The sequence below is a fragment of the Helicobacter sp. 16-1353 genome, assembly GCF_003288815.1.
Taxonomy (GTDB): domain Bacteria; phylum Campylobacterota; class Campylobacteria; order Campylobacterales; family Helicobacteraceae; genus NHYM01.
The window spans coordinates 104,118-124,619 of sequence record NZ_NHYM01000002.1 but is presented as its reverse complement, the minus strand read 5'-3'; the positions used below and the strand labels follow the sequence as shown (position 1 = coordinate 124,619).

Below are 20,502 nucleotides of genomic sequence, written 5' to 3'. Positions count from 1 at the left end.
AATAAATGGAACTTTTATTAAATATTGTTTTATTTTTGCCAATATTAGCAGCATTGTTTATGTTTAGCAGGAGAGTTGATAATAATTTTGCTAAACCTTTTGTTGTAGCTGTGTCTATATTTGAGCTATGTTTGGCATTGTGTCTTTGGCTTTTATTTGATGATGGAAATGCTGGTTTTCAGTTTGTAACACAAATAAGCCTAATACCTAGTTTTGGTGTGAGTTATTATATTGGAATAGATGGAATATCGCTATTTTTGGTAATTTTAAGTGCATTTATGACACTTATTTGTGTAATCTTTATCCATAATGTCGAAAATATTAAGAATTTTCTTATCGCATTATTATTTTTAGAAAGCATTATGATTGGGGTGTTTATATCGCTTGATATGATTTTATTTTATTTATTTTGGGAGTTTTCGCTCGTGCCTATGCTCTATATCATCGGTGCGTGGGGAAGTGAACGAAAAATCTATGCTTCGGTTAAATTCTTTTTATATACATTTAGTGCCTCTCTTGTGATGTTATTTGGAATCTTATATTTTGCATATTTATATTATAGTGCCACTGGAATCTTAAGCTTTAATTTGATGGATTGGTATATGCTCCAGCTTGATTTTGATATTCAAAGGTGGCTATTTGTTGCATTTTTCATTGGTATTGCAGTTAAGATTCCAATGTTTCCACTCCACACTTGGCTTCCATATGCACACGGACAAGCCCCAACTGTCGGCTCGATAATCCTAGCGGCGATTCTGCTTAAAATGGGTTCATATGCATTTATTAGATTCTCCCTCCCACTTTTCCCAGATGCCTCTATTTATTTTATTATTCCAATTGCGATTTTATGCGTGATTATGGTAATTTATACGGCGATGATTGCCTTTGCACAAGATGATATGAAGCAGGTTATCGCTTATAGCTCTATTTCGCATATGGGCGTAATCGTGCTTGGGACATTTTCATTGAGTGCTGAGGGCGTGAGTGGCTCAATATTTTTTATGCTAAGTCACGGAATTGTTAGCGGAGCGTTGTTTATGATGGTGGGAATGCTCTATGATAGGACGCACACGAAGATAATCGCCGAATATGGCGGAATTGCGAAAGTTATGCCGAAATTTACGCTAATCTTTGCAATAATCCTTATGGGAAGCGTTGGATTGCCTTTGACTATGGGCTTTGTTGGGGAGTTTTTAAGCTTACTTGGATTTTTCAAGGTAAACATTATTCTAACCATTCTAGCTGGAAGTGGGATAATCTTAGGGGCAGTTTATATGCTACATTTATTTAGAAATGTATTTTTGGGTGAGATTAAAATAGGGCGGAATCTAGAGCTAAAAGATATAGATGTGCGTGAGAAAATCTCATTAATCCCGCTAGTTTTAATCGTCATTTGGCTTGGAATCTATCCTAAGCCCATTTTAGATAGGATTGATTTATCAGTTAAGAATCTTGTTTCATTTATGTATGAAAAATCTATTTTAAATGAGAGCAAGGAATTTTTAATAAAAGTAAATAGGAGAGATTAATGCCTGATTTATCATTTAGTGCACTTAATGTAACTAGTATATTACCGATGGCGATTAATGTCATTGGTGGGATTATTATTTTAATCATAGATTTATTCCTTAAAAAACCTAATAAGGCTTTATATATTATCTTAAGTTCGATTTTTATCCTACTTAGTTTATTATCTCTTTTATATATGAATTCTACTGCTATTGGCTTTTTTGATTTAGTGATTGTAGATGGATTAGCTGTTTTATCGCAGATTATCATTTTGGTGGCTTCTCTTTTATTTATATTTTTTCTTATTTCAAAAGATAGATTCCCGGAATTTGAATGCGGAGAATTTTATATATTATTTCTATTTATGATTGCTGGGTATCAATTTATGGTTTCAAGCGATAATTTAATACTTATTTTCTTAGGTTTGGAAAGTTCATCTTTGGCTTTATATGCCCTAGTTGCTCTCTCAAAAAAGCAAAAAGCACTAGAAGCTGGGATTAAATACTTTACACTTGGGGCTTTGGGAAGTGGATTCTTTGCGTTTGGATTAATGTTTATTTATGCAAGTAGCGGAAGTGTGGATATTTTCGATTTATCTACTCCTATTAGTGGATTATTAGTGCTAGATTCAAGTGGGAATGAATATTTTCTATCGCTAGGATTTATATTTTTACTAGGTGCAATTGGTTTTAAACTTTCATTTTTTCCATTTCATACTTGGGTGCCAGATGTATATGAGGGCTCAACTCCGCCACTTGCATTTTATATGTCTATAGCTACAAAAATTGCTGGATTTGTAGTGGCAATTAGATTATTTAATGTATTTTTAAATACAGATATTCCTTTTATTAGCGTGGCTTTGTTTGTGATTGTGATTTTAAGTATGACAATACCAAATATTATTGCATTATTGCAAACTGATGTCCAAAGAATGCTCGCATATAGCTCTATTTCTCAAGCTGGTTTTGGTTTGGCTTGTATTTATATAAATACCGAGCAAAGTATGGTGGCATTATTTTTGTATTGGATTCTATTTTTATTTACGAATTTGGGGGCGTTTGGATTGCTTTGGCTAACGCATAATAAGAATAAAACTTGGGATTCTCGCTTTACTTCCCCTTATACTAAATTTAGCGGTTTAGTTAAACTATCCCCAATTATTGCTGTTAGTTTTGGGATTTTTATGCTATCTTTAGGTGGGATTCCGCCATTTGGATTATTTTGGGGTAAGCTATATTTGATTAGCTCAAGTGTCAATGCTGGACATAATATCTTAGCATTGATTTTGCTTTTAAATTCAGCTATTGCGATTTATTACTATATTAAATTAATTGTTTTTATGTTCTTAAAAGAGCCAATTACAAAAGATTCTGGTATATACCATCAAAATGCTTCTTATCCTATGATTGGAATTATTGCTATTGCTCTTATTGTATCTATTTTTGCTATATTTTTTATAGAAGGTTTTCTTGGTATAATTACAAACTATCTTTTTAATTTTTAACATAAGGATTGGGCAATTTTAAGGATATTTTTAAGCTTTATTCTTCTTATGGTTTATGCATCTGCCTTTAGTATAGAGGTAGATTATGGAATAGAGAATAATAAGAGATTCTCTATTGTTACATTAAAACACAGCGAAAAATTTCCTTGCAAAGAGCATATAGATATAAATGGTCAAAATATTTTAGTTGAATGCACTATTAATAAAACGCCCGTTTCTAGTTTTCCTAAGAGTAAAACAGAATTTTTTGAAATATATTCGAATATCGATGATAATAGATTCTATTTATCTATAAAACCGCTAAAAAGACAGAAATTATTTGCAAATTTTATGGATTTAAAAAAAGATATTGCTATCCCAAAAGAGCGACCAAGTGAATCTAAGATTTGGCAGATTGTGGGCTATGGCGATGAGATTCCATTTCTTTCAAATAAAACCTATAGTGGCATAAACTTCCCCATAAATATCCCCAATACCGCACTTCCATATATCGGTGAGCTAAATATTGATATGTCTCCGTTGATTTATGATGAGGGACCTGATTTGGGTTTATTTTTAAATATTCGCTCTTCGTATAATAATAAACATTATGATGAGGTTATAAAACTCACAGATGAAATGCTACAAAGCTATAGCAATAGCATTTTTATTCGAGATTCTATGCTTTATAAGATTCGAGCAATGCATAAAAGTAATATTCCCCCTGATGATACTTTGCAACTTGCAAAAGAATGGATAAAGGTATATCCTGCAGATATTAATGTCCCAGAGGTGCTATATATTATTGCCGATAGCTATGGAAATCTTAGGATATACAATGAAGCAAGATATTATTTTGATAGGATAATTGACGAATATCCAGATTCCAAATATGTTCAATATGCTCTTGTTGGTATTGCAAATAATTTAGCCATAAATGGAGATAAAAAACAACCAGAAGTTTTATTTGTAAAGGCATATGAAAGTGCAAAAGATTTAGATACTGCTTCGTATGTGGCTTATAATTGGGGAAAATATGAATTAGAAAATGATAATTTAAGTGCGGCAGATGATTTATTTTCAAGAATAGTTAATGCGAATCCAAGCTATTTCCTAAAAGATATAAATGAAAGCTATAAATCACTCCAAATTTGGGCTAATAATAAGCTATACAATGTCGCTGCAAGGGCAGGGGAGAGTATGCTAAATCATTTAGGAAATGATGATTTTAAAGAACAATTGATGATGGATGTAAGCCTTTGGTATGAGTTGGATTCCAAACTACAAGAATCTCATAAAATCAATACAGAATTTTTGGAGATTTTTAAGGATTCCACTAATGCAAAACTCATAAAAGAAAGAGATGACAATCTACTATTTGGCTTAAATGATGGCGATTTACTCAAGCAAATAGAGCAATATGATTATTTAATCGCCACCTATCCAAATACACAAAATTCTAAGATTGCGTATGAAAAAAAGGCAAAAGCTTTGTTTGATTTAGGTAAATATAGCGATGTTGTAGCACTAAAAAATAATCTTGATAATAATAACATAGATGTTAAAAATTCATATATTAAGCTAATTGAATCAAGCAATGATTGCAAAAGTATAGTGAATTATTATATTTCTTCTAATTCGCTACTTATAACAAATAATGCCAAAAAAGTATTTGATTGTTTAATGGAATCTTCATTATATGATTCTGCTTTTCAACTCTCATCTGCTATGCTAAAAGACGCACCAAGCGGATTAGAGAAACTCACTTGGCTTTATAATGAAGCAAAAGTATCCTATGCAATGGGCGATTTTAATAACGCTGCTTTGGCTAGTCGTGATGCTTGGAATCTCTCAAAAACATTTAAAGAAAAGCAGGATTCAGGGATAATTTTATTTTTATCATTAGCTAATCTTAATAGAAAAAGTGAAGCTATGAACGTTTTTGATGAGTTGTTGAGCGTTTTTCCAAATAATAAAGAAATGATAGAAGTATATTATAAGCTATTAAATTGGGCGATAGAATCCAATGATAATATTGCCTTAGAGCGATATGCAAAAGAGATTATGAAACTACAAGATAGATTTAAAACATATGAGCATTCCCCATTTGTAGAGCTAAATTATGCTGATGTGCTTTTTAGAGATGGTCGCTATACACAAATGTTGGATATTTTAAATAATATTTCACTACCATTAAATAATGATGAAACACAAAAAGTGCGATATATGAAAGGCTCAGCATATTACGAGTTGGGAGACAATACCCAATCAAAAAATGAATTTAATGAATGCCTAAAAATTGGCACTCAAACATCATTTGGCAAACTTTGTAGTGAGGCTTTGGGGCTTTTAAACTAGCCCATTTTAAAGCGGAATTTTTAATTATTAAAGATAGGATTAGGGCGAATGCGTTTAGATTCTAATAGAATCCTAAAAAATATTAATTAAACGCTAAAATACATCGCAATGATAGTTATTATTAACCCCGCAAATAAAATCCTAAATGCAAACTTTCGATTTTTCTTACAAAATGAGGTCATAATCAGCCCAGAGAGATAGAAAATAACCATTGAAAGCCCAAAGCCAATAGCAATCAAATCAAAAAAGCTAATCTTAAATCCAAAAACATCATTTTTCTCGCCCTTTGCCTTATGCATAAGCACTAGGATTCCATAAATGCTTCTATCTGTTACCTTTACAACCGCTCCATTATTATTTTGAGTAAGTGAGATTTGATACTTAGTATTTCCCATAATTACGCTATTTCGCCCAGATTTTAGCTCGGTATTGCTTGGGATTTTTAGATTATTTTCACTCAATACTTTTATTATCGCTTCTAATTCTTCACCCTTTTTTGGGGCAGATTCTAGCTTAAACTCATAGATTTTCGCCCCGCTATCTTGCTTAAAATCAAAGATATATAAAACACCCGTAAGAACATAGATAAACGCCGCTGGTAGGAAAAATAGGCTAAGATAAGTATGGATTTTCATCCACATTTTTTTGGTGATTTCAAATTTCATTTACGCCAACCTTTGCTTAAAATAATTTCGTATTTAATAACAATTTTGTGAATAATTTGTGAAATAATTTATAAAACTAGGAATTATAACCATTTTATTGCGTTTATACTATATAAATTTAAGGTCTTTAAGTTTCGCTATAATGTGGGTTTTAAATCTAAAAAAAGGAAAGCAAATGGTAAATTTTATGCTCCGCGTTAGGCGAAAATTAAAGAGAATGTTGGGCAATGGCAAAAACCGTATTCGGCGGAAAGTCCAAAGGCTGCTTGGCATAGATGAGGTGGTGAATGCGATGAGTGCGGTGAATAATTTCACGCTTTCACGCGATATTATAAAAGAGCTGGATATCCCCAAAGTAGCGAAAGAAGCGATATTTTTATCAATGTATCCAAGCCCAAGAGGTGCAATCCAGCTAAGCTACAATGTGGAAAATATCAAAAGATATTTGGATTTGGTGCGACCGATGTGCGTGAATCCAGCTAAATTGAAGCGAATCGGTGGCGAATATGACGGCGGATATGTAATGCTTACCCCCCCCCCTATAAGCTCACAAAAGACGCTTTAAACTCCACAAATCACGCAGAATCTAAAACAGCAAATTCCGCAGAATCTGCAGAATCTAGCACGGAATCCAAACTCACAGAATCTAGCGCGAAATCCACAGAATCCAACACAGCAAAATCCACAGAATCCAACGCCCCCAAAGCCCTATCACTCGGCGTTTCGCCATATTCCCCTTGGGATTTAGAAATGGCAAATATGGGCTATAAAGTCTTGCAATACGACGCAAGTATAGATTCCGCTCCGTATAATCACCCAAATATCACATTTATTAAAAAGTTCGTGGGCGTGGTTGAAAGCGATGATACGATTAGCTTTGAGCGTGTGGTGCGGGAAAATGGGCTGGATAAAAGTCACCATAATATTATGCAAATTGACATTGAGGGCGCGGAATGGGATATTTTAAGGGAGGTTGATTTGGGCTTTGTGGCGCAGTATTTTCCGCAGATTGTGTTTGAGTTTCAGGGCTGTAACCCCGAATATCCCCTAAAATTGAAAAAGCGACTACCAGCTTTAGAGAAGCTAAGGCGGTATTACACGCCTATCCACACGCATTTTAACAATAATGGAAGTATTTTTTATGGCAAGGGGCTATTTTTAAGCAATCTAATTGAGGTGAGCTATGTTAGGAATGACTTAGTCGCTGGGTTGGTTAGCGACTTAGATTCTAATAATTTAGCGGAATCTAATTGCGTGTATTTGGATTTTGCAGATTTTAGAGCGGATTCCGCAGATTCCGCAAAGAGTGCGAAAAATCCGGCGAATCCAAAAAATACAGAGAATCTAAACAAAATTCCATTTAAAAAAGGGCTTGGCTATCTAGCTGGATTAGATTCTCCAAATATCAAAAATTACCCAGAGATTCCAATAATTTTTCATTAATTACTTTATGATTTCGCAAGGAGCGAATGTATTCCTAAAAAAGATACAACTTAAAATCCTTTAGTAAACTCTAAGGATAAATTATTTTCTAAAAATTATTATTAATTTGATATTTTTAGTTTTTTAAACACTTTAAAAATTGGTAAATAAAATTAGTTTATTGTCTATCATAGGACTAAGATTGATAAATTATTTATTTACCAAGCAACCATCTTTATATGGAGTTTCACTCATAAGTGCCCCATTTATGTGATAATATTTTGCCAAGCCATCCATCTTGCCATCTTTATATGGAATTTCACTTATAAGAAATTCATTTATATTATATCGTTTTACTACATCTGCCTTACCATTTTCATATGTAACTATATCCACTACACCTTCACTTACTAAATGTGCTCTTTCTATTCTATTTTTCATATTTCAACCTTTAAAATATAATGACTTTAGAAATTATAATGTGTAATATTAAACAAATCTTTAGGGTTGCATTACATTATTTAAAATTCAACAAGATTCCCAATTTTTTAAAATTATATTTCAATTTTTATAGAAAGTTTACTTTCTTAACTAACTCTTTAAACGAAAGCTTTGCCAAAGAGAAACTTAAATATTCATCAAAATTTCACTTCTAGTAATCCTATCTTAAAAATCCGCTTTGAGATTCACCCAAAAGTTTCGGCTTGGAATCATTCGTTGATATAGATTTGTATAGTTTGCTCCGCCATTTGTCGCCACATAATCCACGAAATTCGTATCAAGCAAGTTATTTACCACAAAGCTAAGCGTCCAAGCCACATTATTTTGCCTCGTGGAATCTAACGCAGAATCCGCAGAATCCCCACTTAAGCCAACGCCAGAATCAGAATCCCCAGCAAATCGATAGCTAAGCCCTAAATCCAGCAAATGCACATTTTTATAATACGCCCCAATCCCAGCATTTGCGGTGTGTGCGTTTGAAGTGGGCGTTGTGAATTTCCCAATCCATCGCAAATACATATCAAAGGCATCGATTTGATAGGAGATTTTCGCAGAGCCATTGTGTCTTGGGACGAGATTTAGCGGGAGACCTTTATCAACTCCTGACATTTGCCTTGTGTAGGTGTATGCGTAGGTCGCATCAAAGCCAACTCCATAGAATCTCGTTGTTTTAAAGCTAACTTCCGCCCCACTTGAAAATGCCTTATCCACATTTTGGTATAACACACATTCCCCAGCAGAGCAGACTCCATATCGTGGCATATTTGCTCCAGTGGTGTAGCTTACGCCATCGATTGCATCGCGGAAATCCGTGTAGAATCCAGTCAAAGAAATATTTGCAAAATCCGTGTCAAATATCAAACTCGCCTCGTAATTCCAAGTTTTCTCCGCTTGTAGGTTGCTATTGCCGTATGTGTAAATATTGCTAGAGTTTGAGGTGGATTCCGTGTAGCCATCGTAGAGATAGGCGATTGCAGGGACTTTCATACCACTTTGAACGCCCATTTTGATGGTGAGCCAATCGCTAGGATTGATATTAAGGTAGAATCTAGGATTTGGCATTGCGTTATAAAGGTCGCTATAATTTATCCTTAAGCCCAAAGTAGCGGACAATAGCTCAAATGGCAAATATTCCGCCTCGCCGAAAATCGCCACTTGATTTTGATGACGCACAAAATCCGTGCTTCGTAGTTCGAGCTGCTCATAGCTATAATTTAGCCCAGCATACACCATAATCGCCCCTTCACCCACGCCATAGCTATCTCTCCAAGTGCTATTTAAAACCGCATTTTGATAGTCTTGCAAAGTGCCTCGATTGTGTGGTCCTTTTGTATCGCCGACATTTGCGATAATTTGGGGAATCTGCTTTGTGTCGGCATATTGGATATAGGTATTGAGAATCCCCCACGAATAATCCCCATCGTGATTTAGCACGGTATTGTATTTATAATAATCTCTAATCGCCGTAATTTGCCTACTACTCGTATTTAGAGAGCCTAGATTTTGGTAGTTGAACTCACTATCTACATAGAGCGAATTTGCAGAATCTACATCCCAAGTTAATCTCCCGCCCACACTTGCGATGCGATAGCCTGTGGGAGAGTGGCTTGTGTAGGGATTTGTAGTTGTATCTCCTGTGTAGCCCGGAATGGACGATTTTAAGAATTTATTCGCTCCAGTGGCATTGTATCGCCCTCGCACATTTAGAAATAAGCTATTTTGCACTAGTGGAGAGCTCACAAATCCATTAAATCCATACATATCGCCCCAAGTGTCATTATGCTGTTGCAGTCGTAACTCTGTGGCAAAACTCCCGCTTAAGATATTAGTATTTTTCTTTGTGATGATGTTTATAACGCCACCCATCGCATCGCTTCCATAGATTATAGACGCAGGACCGCGAATAACCTCAATCCGCTCTATCATCGATACCGGCGGCATAAAGCCACTGCTTGGGTCAAATCCACTTCCGCCAAAGCCAGAGGCGACATTCTGCCTTTTGCCATCTATTAGAATTAGCGTATAACCCGCACTTAAACCACGAATAGAAATGCTACTAGCCCCTGTTTTGGAAATAGTTGTATTTACACCCGGAATCTCTTGCAAAGCATCGCCCAAATCCCTAATAGGGCGATTTACTAACTCCTCTTCAGGGATAATAGAAATCGTGGCTGGAGCGTCCTTGATATTTTCCTCAAAGCCACTTGCACTAACTACGGTTTTGCCTAAATCAATTTCCTTGATGTCTTGGGAGAATAGATTTGTAGATATAATTATACCCCCCCCCCGTTACGAAAATTATGAGATTTTTTAGTCGCATATAGAATCCTTAAAAATTTAGTAAATATTAAAAATATTGAAGTATTTTGAAAAAATGAAAATATCAAAATTAATATTAAAATAAAATTAAGAATGATTATTAAATTTATATTTGGATTTTTATGTGGAATATAGAATCTAAAATCGCCCAAGATTTAGAGATTCTAGATTTTATAATATTTCCTTAAGGGGAGGGGGGGGGTTATAATACTATAAATTAAAATTAAGGAGAGAGAAATGGCACAAAAAAAGATTAGTGAGATTTTTGGCGTAAATTGGCTTAGCATTCCACAATATCAGCGGGATTATGCGTGGGGAGAGAAAAATTTCCGTGATTTATGGGAGGATTTGAGAAGTTAACAAAAATTGCTTCGCAATTTTAAAATCTAGGATTCTAGCTTATTTTAGAGATAAAGTCGCTTAAGAATCTTAGGTTGTGGTGTGGAAAGCGTTATAATATCGCAAATAAAAATTTAAAGGAGAAAAGATGGCAGACATGAATGTTGACCCTAAAAGCATTAAGGATTTTCTAAGTTCTGGGAGGGAGTTTCTAATCCCTGAGTATCAGCGACAATATCGCTGGGATAAAGAGCAGTGTCAAACGCTGTGGGAGGATATTTTAGATTTTTTTGGAGAGGTGCGACAAACAAACGCACAAAATTCCCAAGAAAAAAACGAATATTATCTAGGGAGCATTGTGGGATTTAGCAGTGAGGATAATAAAAATGTGCTAGAAATCATCGATGGACAGCAGAGAATCACCACCTTAAACTTGCTTTTTCGTGCACTTTATGAAAAAGCCACAGGGGGCAATTACACCAATGAAAACACGAAAGGTTACGCCAAGCTTTTTGGCAAATGTATTTGGTGCTATGATGAGGGGAGCGAGGAGCTGGAATTTACTAAAACACACCTAAAAAGCAAGGTGATTTTAGATGAGGGTTTAACGGAGTTAGAAAAAATTTTAAGCGAGGATTGCACTTTGGATAATAAGCAAAACTCACTCTATGCCAAAAACTTTCAATTTTTTAGGGGAAAAATAGATGATTTTTTGACTCAAAATCCGGATTCGTTTGGAGAATTTTGTAAGGTGGTTTTAAATAATCTAATCATTATGCCTATTGAATGTAAGAGCGAGGATTCCGCACTTAGGATTTTCCAAACGCTAAATGATAGGGGGCTTCCGCTGGGAGATTCTGATATTATTAAAAGTAAAGTTTATGGCTTTACAAAGGCAGATTCTAGGAAGGACTTCATAAAACAATGGCAGGAGATTGAGGAAAATGTCGAAAATATTGAGTGGTATTTTAGGCAGTATATGCATGTTTTAAGAGCGAAAAATAATGATACTTCTAAGGAAATTGCACTTAGGACATTCTTTCTAAAAAATAATGTGGAAGCGTTAAAATCTGCAGAGCTAATGGAGGACATAAGCGATTTGGTGAAATTTTGGGGGGATAAATATGACGACAAATTAAGCCTTAGAGCAAATCAGTTTTTCGATATTTTGGCAGACTACCCAAACGAATATCACTACTATCTAAATAGTGCGATTTACTTTTATTTTAAGGACAAGGATTATTTTAGCGATTCTAGGATTTTGCCACTTTTGCAACAAAGTATCGCCAATTTATTCGTGGTTTTTATCGATAGCAAGGCAGTAAATACGATAAAGCCCATAGTTTTTAAGGCTTATACGAACTTATATAAAAATGGGAAGTTAGATTTTGGCGATAGTGCCAAAAAGATATTAGAAGATAAAGAAAATTTTAAGAAAAATTTGCTCTCACCATCTAAGTTGCAAAATGCTCTAATATCGCTAAATATGTATCTAAAATTCCAAGACCAAGATATATTGGCGGGGGAAGTCGAGCATATTTTCCCACGCAAATGGCAGAATACAAATTATAACGGCTGGGATAAAGATAGTGCAAAAGAAAAGCTAGAATCGCTTGGCAATAAAATGTGGCTAGAAAAACAGATAAATATCGAAGCTGGGAATGGCTACTTTGGCAAGAAAAAAGAGAAATATAAAAATTCTAAATTCCTTGAAGCAAATGAGTTGGCGAAATATCCAAAAGATGACTGACTTAAAGAGGATATAGAGAATAGAGAAAATGAGATTTTCAATCGACTTTATGAATGGTTTAGCGAAAATGTGTGATTTTCCACGAGTTTTTGAAGTAATTTTTAATCGTTTAAATAATAGCATTAGATTTAAAACAAGGAGGAAATATGGCAACCATAGAAAAGGAATATTATGAAAATGGAAACCTAAAGAGCGAGATTCCATATGAAAATGGCAAAATACACGGCATAGCAAAGGAATATTATAAAAATGGAAATCTTAGGAGAGAGACGACATATGAATATAACGAAGAGCAAGGCGTAGAAAAGTGGTATTATGACAATGGGAATCTTTGGAAAGAGGTTCCATACAAAAATGGCAGAACATATGGCACGGAAAAGGAGTGGCATAAAAGCGGGAAACTCGTGAGAGAGTGTATATACGAAAATGGCATACTTAGTATGGAAAAGTTGTGGTATGAAAATGGGAATCTTAAGAGTGAAACTCCATATAAAAATGGCGAACGACACGGCATAGTAAAAGAGTGGTATAAAGATGGGAGTTTTAGTGTCGAATATCTATATGAAGATGGGTGTATGATAGATAAAGATGGGTATTATGTTATAGATGAGGACGACATACGAGGACGATAAGGATTGGGTATATGCAATTTAAACAATCCAAAGCAGATTCTACCACTTCCCAAGTTTTAGACAATTTACAAGATTCGCTTTATTTAAGCAGTAGGGATATTCTAGCTTTTTATACTACATAGATTTTGATTATAATAGCCAAGCTACAAAAGTGTTGTTCGATGGTAAAAATGCGTTTTTACAAGAATCTCGACATTAGATTCTATGCTTGAGATTCTAGCAATATCCCATAAACTCCTAATTTTCCCACAACTAGCGATAGATTTTATAAATCGCATAAAACTTTCCAAAACCCCACCAAGCCTTTTTTATTATATTTTGGTGGCGATATTCCGCAAAACTTTCTATACATTTTTCCATCAAACTTTTTTGCAAACTCGTAAGATTCTTTTTCTAAGATTTAATTTAAGATTATTTTAAGTAGTTTCTAATATTTCCTTAATGGGGGGGGGTATAACGATGTCTTAAAATGAAAATTTAAAAATCTAAAGCTTAAAACCAAGAATCTAAATATAAGGAGAAAACATGGAAAAAATCAAAGCAGAAAGCGAACAATTAAGCGAGATATTTGATGATAAGCGATTTTATCAAGTTCCAGATTATCAGCGACCATATTCGTGGGATAAGGAGCATGTAGAGAGTTTATTAAGCGATTTAGAATCTGCTTATGTAAATGCTTACGATGAGGATTATTTTTGTGGCTCATTGGTGTTAGTTGTCAAAAAAATATACAAAGATAGGCAGATATTTGATGTGATTGACGGACAGCAGAGGCTTACTACATTTAGCCTTTTGGCTTGTGTGATTAGGGATTTATATGAGAAAAATTTAGAGGGCAAGGCGAAAGAGTATATCTTAGATTCTTTGAAAAATAGATATGGTGAAAAGGAAGAAAGGCTTAGATTTCTAACCGATGAGCGGTATCACTTGGATTATAAAAAAGTGGTAGATGGGGGCATTAAAGAAAATGCTGACAAGAATAAATATGCGACAAACGCAAAAATTATAAAGGAGTTTTTGAAGAAAGATTTGAGTAAATCTATAAACGAAAATTCCATCAATGAATTTGTAGAATGGCTTTATACAAGCGTTGTTTTAACAGTTATTATTTGTCAAAATGAAGATAGCGCAATAAGAATCTTTGAGATTATAAACACTAGGGGATTGCCACTAAGACCAAGCGATATTTTAAAAGCAAGGTTGATGCAAAAACTGACGACTAAAGAGGATAGAAATAGTTTTAAAACAGAATGGCAAGAAATTGAGCGCGACCTAGAAAACAGATTAGATTCCATGCTTACCACATACACATATTATAAACTTGGGGAGATTCCAAGAAAGCGATATGATGAGGAATTATTAAAAGTTTTTAAAGATATGGATTCTATGAAAATCATAGATGAAATTAAGGGATTTGCAAAAATCTATAAGGGCATATTAGACAGCGATAATACATATATTTACTGCCTAAAATACTTGCCAAATGAGATATATTGGATTAGCATTGTGTGCGGTGCGAAGTTTGAGAAATATGGCGAATTTGATAGCTTGTTAAAACATCTTGTGGCGTATTACTATCAGCATTTAATCGCTGGAAATACTTCAAATCAATTTAAGCAAACTTCCGTAAATATCATAAAGAAAATCAAAGAAAAAGCCCAAATAGACGACATAAAAAATATGATGATAAAAAATTTAGATGAGAAAAGGGCTAAAGAGTTTAAAAGTCGCCTTGAGGAATGTAGTGACAGCGATAAATGGATAAAGCAGATTCTGCTATTGGCGGAATATTTTTCAAGCGATGCGGAGAAAAGGGATTTTATAGAAATATCAAATAAATTGCATTTAGAGCATATCTTACCACAGAATCCAAAGGCTGGAGTGTGGGAGCAATTTAATCATTTTAGCGATGATGATAAAAAGAAACTTACGCATTCTTTGGGGAATCTAACGCTATCGTATTCCAAAAAGAATATTCAAGCCTCAAATGATTCCTTTGAAACCAAAAAGGAAGTATATGCAAATAGAGACGACAAAACAACCGCATTTATAATTACAAGAGATATTTTAAATGCGGATACTTGGAATAAGGAAGCCATAGAAACAAGAGGCGAGAAGCTAAGAAATAAGATTTATGAGATTATAGATATTTTTTAATGTGATAATTTTATAAATCTAAGTCAATAAGAATCCTAAATTTAGCCTTAAGATTCTACGAATCTTTTTGTTTTTTTAATTCATTTGCTAGAAATTTTGCTGTGTAGCTTTTAGATTTTTTAGCATTTTTTACTATCTCTTCTGGAGTGCCACAATCCACTATTTTCCCGCCTTTATCCCCGCCCTCTGGTCCTATATCTATAATATAATCTGCATTTTTTATAACATCTAAATTATGCTCTATTACTATGATACTATTGCCAAGACTAGTTAGGTGATGTAAAACTTTCATTAATTTATTTATATCATCAAAATGCAATCCTGTGGTTGGTTCATCTAATACATATAGTGTTTTACCTGTGTCATTTTTACATAATTCTTTAGCGATTTTTATCCTTTGTGCCTCCCCACCACTAAGACTTAGTGCATTTTGTCCTAGCTTAAGATAGCCTATCCCAATATCTTGTAGGGTTTTTAGTTTTTGTGCTATTTTTGGTATTTTTGCAAAAAATTCTATTGCTTCATCTACGCTCATATCTAATACATCTGCTATATTTTTTCCATTATAGAGTATTTCTAGTGTTTGTTCGTTATATTTTCTACCTTTACAAATATCACATTTCACCATTATATCTGGCAAAAAGTGCATTTCAATCTTAATTTCACCCTCACCAAAGCATCTCTCACATCTACCACCTTTTACATTAAAACTGAATCTACCTATATTATAACCGCGAATTTTAGCTTCTTTTGTTTGCGAAAAAATATCCCTTATATTATCCATAATCCCTGTATAAGTCGCAGGATTACTTCTTGGTGTTCTACCAATCGGGCTTTGGTCTAGATAGATTACCTTGTCTAATTCCTCTAAGCCCTCTATTGCTACATTATCGATTTTATTGATTTTTCTTGCGTTATTTAGCATTTCTTTTGCATTTGGTAATAAGGTTTGAAGCACAATGGAGCTTTTACCACTTCCACTTACACCAGTAAAACATACGAAGTTTAGTAGCGGAATCCTAACATCAAGATTCTTGATATTATTGATATTGATATTTTTTATGGTAAGCCATTTTTCCTGTTTGCGTCTATAAAAATATTCAATTTTTTTGCTTCCCTTTATATATTCTGCTGTTAATGTATTTGATTTCATCATTTCTTTTATATTGCCACTAAATATAACTTCTCCGCCCAAATTTCCAGCACTAGGTCCTATATCTACGATAAAATCTGCATTTTTGATGGTTTCTTTATCGTGTTCTACGACTACAAGTGTATTTCCCTTGTTTTGTAGATTTTGTAGCGTTTTTATAAGTTTTAATGTATCTCTTTCGTGTAATCCAATACTTGGCTCATCTAATACATATAAAACCCCTGTTAATCCACTTCCAATCTGGGAGGCGATTCTAATTCTTTGATTTTCTCCGCCACTTATTGTTCTACTATCTCGTCCAAGACTTAAATATCCAAGCCCAACATCATATAAAAAATATAGCCTTTCTCTTATTTCTTTTAATATACTTTGTGCTATGAATTGTTGTTGTTTTGTTAGATATGCGAAGTTTTTTTCATTATTAAATATCTTGTAAACATTTTCAATAGGTAGATTCACAATCTCGCCAATGCCATAATTTGCCACTTTAACGCTCAAGGATTCCAATTTTAGCCTATTTCCCTTGCATACATCGCAAATTTTTTCACTCATATAATCACTCAAACCATCTCTATCATCTTTAAACATATCATATGCTAGTTTTAGCACACCTTCCCAAGTTCTGGTAATAGAGCTAGTTTTCCACTCCACTTTAAATTCTTTTTGGCTTCCATAAAGTATTAATTTTTGTTGCTGTTCATTTAGATTCTCAAAACTATCATTTATATCTATTTTTATACTTTTTGCAAATCCCTTAAATAGCTCATTATAATAACTTTTATTAAAACCATATATTATTTTTATGCCACCTTTTATAAGCGGTAAATGCGGATTAATAACTTTTTTAATATCAATTCTGTAATTCATGCCAAGTCCATTACAGCTAGGACAAGCACCTTTTGGGGAGTTGAATGAAAAGCTTAATGGCTCTAATTCATCAAAGCTAACCTTACAATCAAAACACGCAAAATGCTCACTATAATGCAATGGCGTTTTTTCATCATTTTTTAGGATTTCAATCTCGCCATAGGATTCTTTGAGTGCTTTTTCAATTGCGTGGGCTATTCGTGATTTATTTTCTTCATTGATAATAACCCTATCTACCACTATTTTTAATGTATGTTTTTTTGTTTTTGATAGCTCTATTTTTTCATCAAGCCTACATAACACCCCATCAATCATAACTCTTAAATATCCCTTTTGTCGTAAGGATTCTAATATATCGTGAAATGCCCCTTTCTTTTCCTTGAATATTGGAGAAAGTATAATTATTTTTGTGCCAACATCAAGATGTAGAATCTGCTCAATAATATCGCTACTACTCATATGTGAGATTGGTTTTCCGCATAAATGGCAGTGTTGCCTCCCAACTCTTGCATATAATAATCTTAAATAATCATAGATTTCTGTTATAGTGCCAACTGTTGAGCGGGGATTTTTGCTTGTGGTTTTTTGGTCTATGGCTATGGCTGGAGTTAAACCCTCTATTTTGTCAACATCTGGTTTGCCGACTTTATCTAAAAACTGCCTTGCGTAGCTTGAGAGTGATTCTAAATATCGTCTTTGTCCCTCAGCATAGAGCGTATCAAATGCTAATGTGCTTTTGCCACTCCCACTTAAGCCAGTGAAAACCACAAGTTTATTTTTTGGAATCTCTAAATTAATATTTTTTAGATTATTTTCCCTAGCTCCAATAATTTTTATAGTATCCAATAGATTTGCGTTTTTCAAAATATTCTCCAAGAATCTTTAGAATCTTAAACCGCAAATTATATCTAACTTCACTTATAGATTATATTTTTTATCATAAATAATAAAACAACTATATATAAAACCACTACGGCAATTTTATGGGCTCTATTTGAGATTTTTTTGTTGATTTTTACCCCGAGATAAACACCAATTAGTGAGAAAATCCCTACGATTATGCCCTCCTTGTAATTGACATAATTATGAAAAGATAGGCTTATAAATCCTGAGATAGATGAAAAAATCACAAAAAATAATGATATTGGAACGATTTTTTTTGTCGGTAATCCTAAATAATAGCTAATCACAGGAACGATTATAAGCCCACCTCCAATGCCTAGCGATACAGCAAAAATCCCTGTTACAAATCCAACTATAAATAATATTAATTTTTTATATTTGTTTTTAGTGCCATCTTTTATTGTATTTGATTTTTTTAGGCTTTTAAATAGGGAATATCCACAAACTAAAATAAATGCAATTTCTAGATATATGGGTTTTAGAGAATCTACTATAAGACCGCTAAATGCCGCACCACAGAATCCTCCAATACCGACAAATATCGCAATCTTATAATCTAAAACCTTTGCTCTTAGATTTAAAAAAGTGCCATAAACTGATGAAAAAATCATTTGCATAACAGAGATTCCAATTGCATTTTTTATATCGAATCCAAAAAATATCATCGCAGGAACGATTATAGTCCCTCCGCCAATACCAAAAACCCCAGCTAAGATTCCCGCTACAATCCCATATATCGCAAGAACAAATATATCCATCTTACACCTTGTGTTAAATATAAAAAGATTATAGATTTTATCTTAAATTTAGCATTATTGTTTGGAATCTTTAGAGATATTTTGGAATTAAAATTGCTTGAATTATCAATAATTTATATGTATGGGAAACAATTTGAGAGTCGAGACTTTTAATAGATTTGTTCAAATTAGCATAGAAGAGCAGAATCCTATGCTTTTTAAAATCTTGAGATATGCCACAAAATATTTTCAAAATCAATATCATCTATCAAGTTCTATTTTAATACTTGATGATGGGGAGCGATTTAAGAAAGATTATTTGATTAATTGGGCTTATTATTCCGCTATGCAAGAACAACATTCTATAGAAGATTCCACACTGAAAAAATTAGAGCATATATTAGAATCTAGCTATCTTCCTATTAGGATTAAGATTACCTCATCGAATTCATTACTAGAATGCGTTAGAATCTCCTTTCGGCTACTTGGAGTAAATCGTGCTGTTTTGATATTTGATAGACCAAATCATATTGCAAAAAGATATATAAATGCGATGCTTTCGCAGATTATCATAAGTAGTGATTTATCGCATATCTATTTGGATTCCACCACACCTGATTTTTGGTATTATTTGATGAAAATCATAGGAAATAAGATTATCCATAATGTTAGATTGGAATTTGATTATGATAGCTTTAAATTGCAACAATTTAATCAAAAAGGTTTCAAATCTTCCTATCTCACACTAAAAGAGCAAAAACTGCATAAAGCCTATTTTGTGCTTGGTTGCAATCATAATGATAGTTTTTTCTGCATAAAATCAAGATATTTAGAACTCATAAAAGAATACCACCCTGATAAGGTTTTTGGTAAAGATGAATCTATAATAAAATTTTATAATCTAAAATTTATTGAATTAAAAGAAGCATTTGATATTATAAAAGCTAGTTTTGAAAATATTTAATATATTTAGTATAATCACTTATTCTTAAAAAAATTGTGTAAGGAAATATTATGAGTATTTTTCAAGCTATATTTAGCAATAATGAAAATAAAAAGCTTACTTTTGTTCTTGGGGCTGTGCTAGTTGTCATACTTATCTTAGGGCTTATTACCTATATATTTTTTTATAACGATAATACCGACTATGATAATTTAGATTTTACTACAAATGATATTCCAGCAATTCAAAATCTAGCTACTACACAATCACCTCCAGAGGTTGCATCGCCAAACACACAGGTTTCAAATCCTACTATAGAATCTACACAAGAATCTACACAAGTCGTTCAAAATCCTACACAGGATTCCATTGCTACTCCGCAAACATCTACTATAAATACTATAAGTCAATTGCAATATACTATTAAGCCTATTAATCAAAATATTGTTACTTGCCACACGATGAGAAATGGAAGATGGGTTATGCCAGAATCTTGTGCAAAAGATATTGTGGAATCTGTGCAGAATCTAATCAATACAAATAAAGAATTAATAGCCTTAGAAGTTAGTGGCATTGTTGATAATAATCCTTATGCAGGACCTAGTGCCGAGCTAAAACAAGAAGGTTTAGCATCTTTTCGTGCCAGAGAGGCTATAGGTTTGGTTACTAGAAATTTTTCTAATGTCGCTGTATTTGAGGGCTTAAGTATTCAAGCACCGGATAAAAGAGGATTTGAGATAAAAGCATATTATTTACAAAAATAA

At 33.4% G+C, this 20,502-nt stretch carries 17 protein-coding genes; 11 read left to right on the top strand and 6 right to left on the bottom strand.

All coding sequences use genetic code 11. The features are described from left to right. The first annotated feature begins 5 nt into the window (after positions 1-5). From CCY99_RS01925 to CCY99_RS01915, 3 genes are read left to right on the top strand one after another with little or no spacing between them, the layout of a single operon-like run. Positions 6-1,529: an NADH-quinone oxidoreductase subunit M gene (locus CCY99_RS01925; RefSeq protein WP_112059722.1), complete on the top strand. Its 1,524-nt coding sequence runs from the start codon at positions 6-8 to the stop codon at positions 1,527-1,529. Beyond that, entirely contained in the window at positions 1,529-3,013 is a 1,485-nt protein-coding gene (nuoN, locus tag CCY99_RS01920; RefSeq protein WP_112059721.1) for an NADH-quinone oxidoreductase subunit NuoN, read from the top strand. The genes CCY99_RS01925 and nuoN overlap by 1 nt, the downstream gene beginning before the upstream one ends. Positions 3,014-3,061: 48 nt before the next feature. Next, entirely contained in the window at positions 3,062-5,350 is a 2,289-nt protein-coding gene (locus CCY99_RS01915; protein WP_112059720.1) for a tetratricopeptide repeat protein, read from the top strand. 86 nt (positions 5,351-5,436) lie between these two features. Here CCY99_RS01915 and CCY99_RS01910 read toward each other — a convergent pair whose 3' ends face one another. Then, complete coding sequence (locus tag CCY99_RS01910) at positions 5,437-6,015, bottom strand: hypothetical protein (RefSeq protein ID WP_112059719.1); 579 nt, start codon at positions 6,013-6,015, stop codon at positions 5,437-5,439. 175 nt (positions 6,016-6,190) lie between these two features. On the opposite strand from CCY99_RS01910, the gene CCY99_RS01905 reads away from it, so the two are divergent. Further along, the gene (locus CCY99_RS01905; RefSeq protein ID WP_112059718.1) at positions 6,191-6,580 is read left to right on the top strand and encodes a hypothetical protein; all 390 of its coding nucleotides are present in this window, start codon (positions 6,191-6,193) and stop codon (positions 6,578-6,580) included. A 185-nt stretch (positions 6,581-6,765) separates the two neighbouring features. Next, a complete protein-coding gene (locus CCY99_RS01900; protein ID WP_112059717.1) occupies positions 6,766-7,458 on the top strand; it encodes an FkbM family methyltransferase in 693 nt (230 codons plus the stop codon). A gap of 189 nt (positions 7,459-7,647) precedes the next feature. Here the strand turns inward: CCY99_RS01900 and CCY99_RS01895 are convergent, their stop codons facing one another. Further along, complete coding sequence (locus CCY99_RS01895; protein WP_112059716.1) at positions 7,648-7,878, bottom strand: hypothetical protein; 231 nt, start codon at positions 7,876-7,878, stop codon at positions 7,648-7,650. A gap of 225 nt (positions 7,879-8,103) precedes the next feature. Next, positions 8,104-10,125, bottom strand: coding sequence for a TonB-dependent receptor (locus tag CCY99_RS01890; protein WP_258443086.1), 2,022 nt, complete (start codon positions 10,123-10,125; stop codon positions 8,104-8,106). A 369-nt stretch (positions 10,126-10,494) separates the two neighbouring features. Between CCY99_RS01890 and CCY99_RS01880 the strand changes: the two genes are divergently transcribed. The 3 genes from CCY99_RS01880 to CCY99_RS01870 all read left to right on the top strand — a co-directional run bounded on the left by CCY99_RS01880 (position 10,495) and on the right by CCY99_RS01870 (position 12,978). Further along, on the top strand, positions 10,495-10,617 hold the full coding sequence (locus CCY99_RS01880) for a DUF262 domain-containing protein (protein WP_112059713.1): 123 nt from the start codon (positions 10,495-10,497) through the stop codon (positions 10,615-10,617). 127 nt (positions 10,618-10,744) lie between these two features. Then, a complete protein-coding gene (locus tag CCY99_RS01875; protein ID WP_112059712.1) occupies positions 10,745-12,346 on the top strand; it encodes a DUF262 domain-containing protein in 1,602 nt (533 codons plus the stop codon). A gap of 146 nt (positions 12,347-12,492) precedes the next feature. Continuing rightward, on the top strand, positions 12,493-12,978 hold the full coding sequence (locus tag CCY99_RS01870; protein WP_112059711.1) for a toxin-antitoxin system YwqK family antitoxin: 486 nt from the start codon (positions 12,493-12,495) through the stop codon (positions 12,976-12,978). Between the two features lie 143 nt (positions 12,979-13,121). Here CCY99_RS01870 and CCY99_RS09800 read toward each other — a convergent pair whose 3' ends face one another. Continuing rightward, positions 13,122-13,256, bottom strand: coding sequence for a hypothetical protein (locus CCY99_RS09800; protein WP_258443024.1), 135 nt, complete (start codon positions 13,254-13,256; stop codon positions 13,122-13,124). Between the two features lie 247 nt (positions 13,257-13,503). Here CCY99_RS09800 and CCY99_RS01865 point away from each other — a divergent pair, with 247 nt between their 5' ends. Beyond that, complete coding sequence (locus tag CCY99_RS01865; RefSeq protein WP_112059710.1) at positions 13,504-15,135, top strand: DUF262 domain-containing protein; 1,632 nt, start codon at positions 13,504-13,506, stop codon at positions 15,133-15,135. 55 nt (positions 15,136-15,190) lie between these two features. On the opposite strand, the gene uvrA is transcribed toward CCY99_RS01865, so the two are convergent. Together uvrA and CCY99_RS01855 are read right to left on the bottom strand one after the other, a co-directional pair. Further along, a complete protein-coding gene (gene uvrA, locus CCY99_RS01860) occupies positions 15,191-18,019 on the bottom strand; it encodes an excinuclease ABC subunit UvrA (protein ID WP_112059709.1) in 2,829 nt (942 codons plus the stop codon). Between the two features lie 50 nt (positions 18,020-18,069). Next, a complete protein-coding gene (locus CCY99_RS01855; protein WP_112059708.1) occupies positions 18,070-18,816 on the bottom strand; it encodes a sulfite exporter TauE/SafE family protein in 747 nt (248 codons plus the stop codon). 133 nt (positions 18,817-18,949) lie between these two features. On the opposite strand from CCY99_RS01855, the gene CCY99_RS01850 reads away from it, so the two are divergent. After that, the gene (locus CCY99_RS01850; RefSeq protein ID WP_258443019.1) at positions 18,950-19,759 is read left to right on the top strand and encodes a J domain-containing protein; all 810 of its coding nucleotides are present in this window, start codon (positions 18,950-18,952) and stop codon (positions 19,757-19,759) included. A gap of 50 nt (positions 19,760-19,809) precedes the next feature. After that, the gene (locus tag CCY99_RS01845) at positions 19,810-20,502 is read left to right on the top strand and encodes a hypothetical protein (protein WP_112059706.1); all 693 of its coding nucleotides are present in this window, start codon (positions 19,810-19,812) and stop codon (positions 20,500-20,502) included.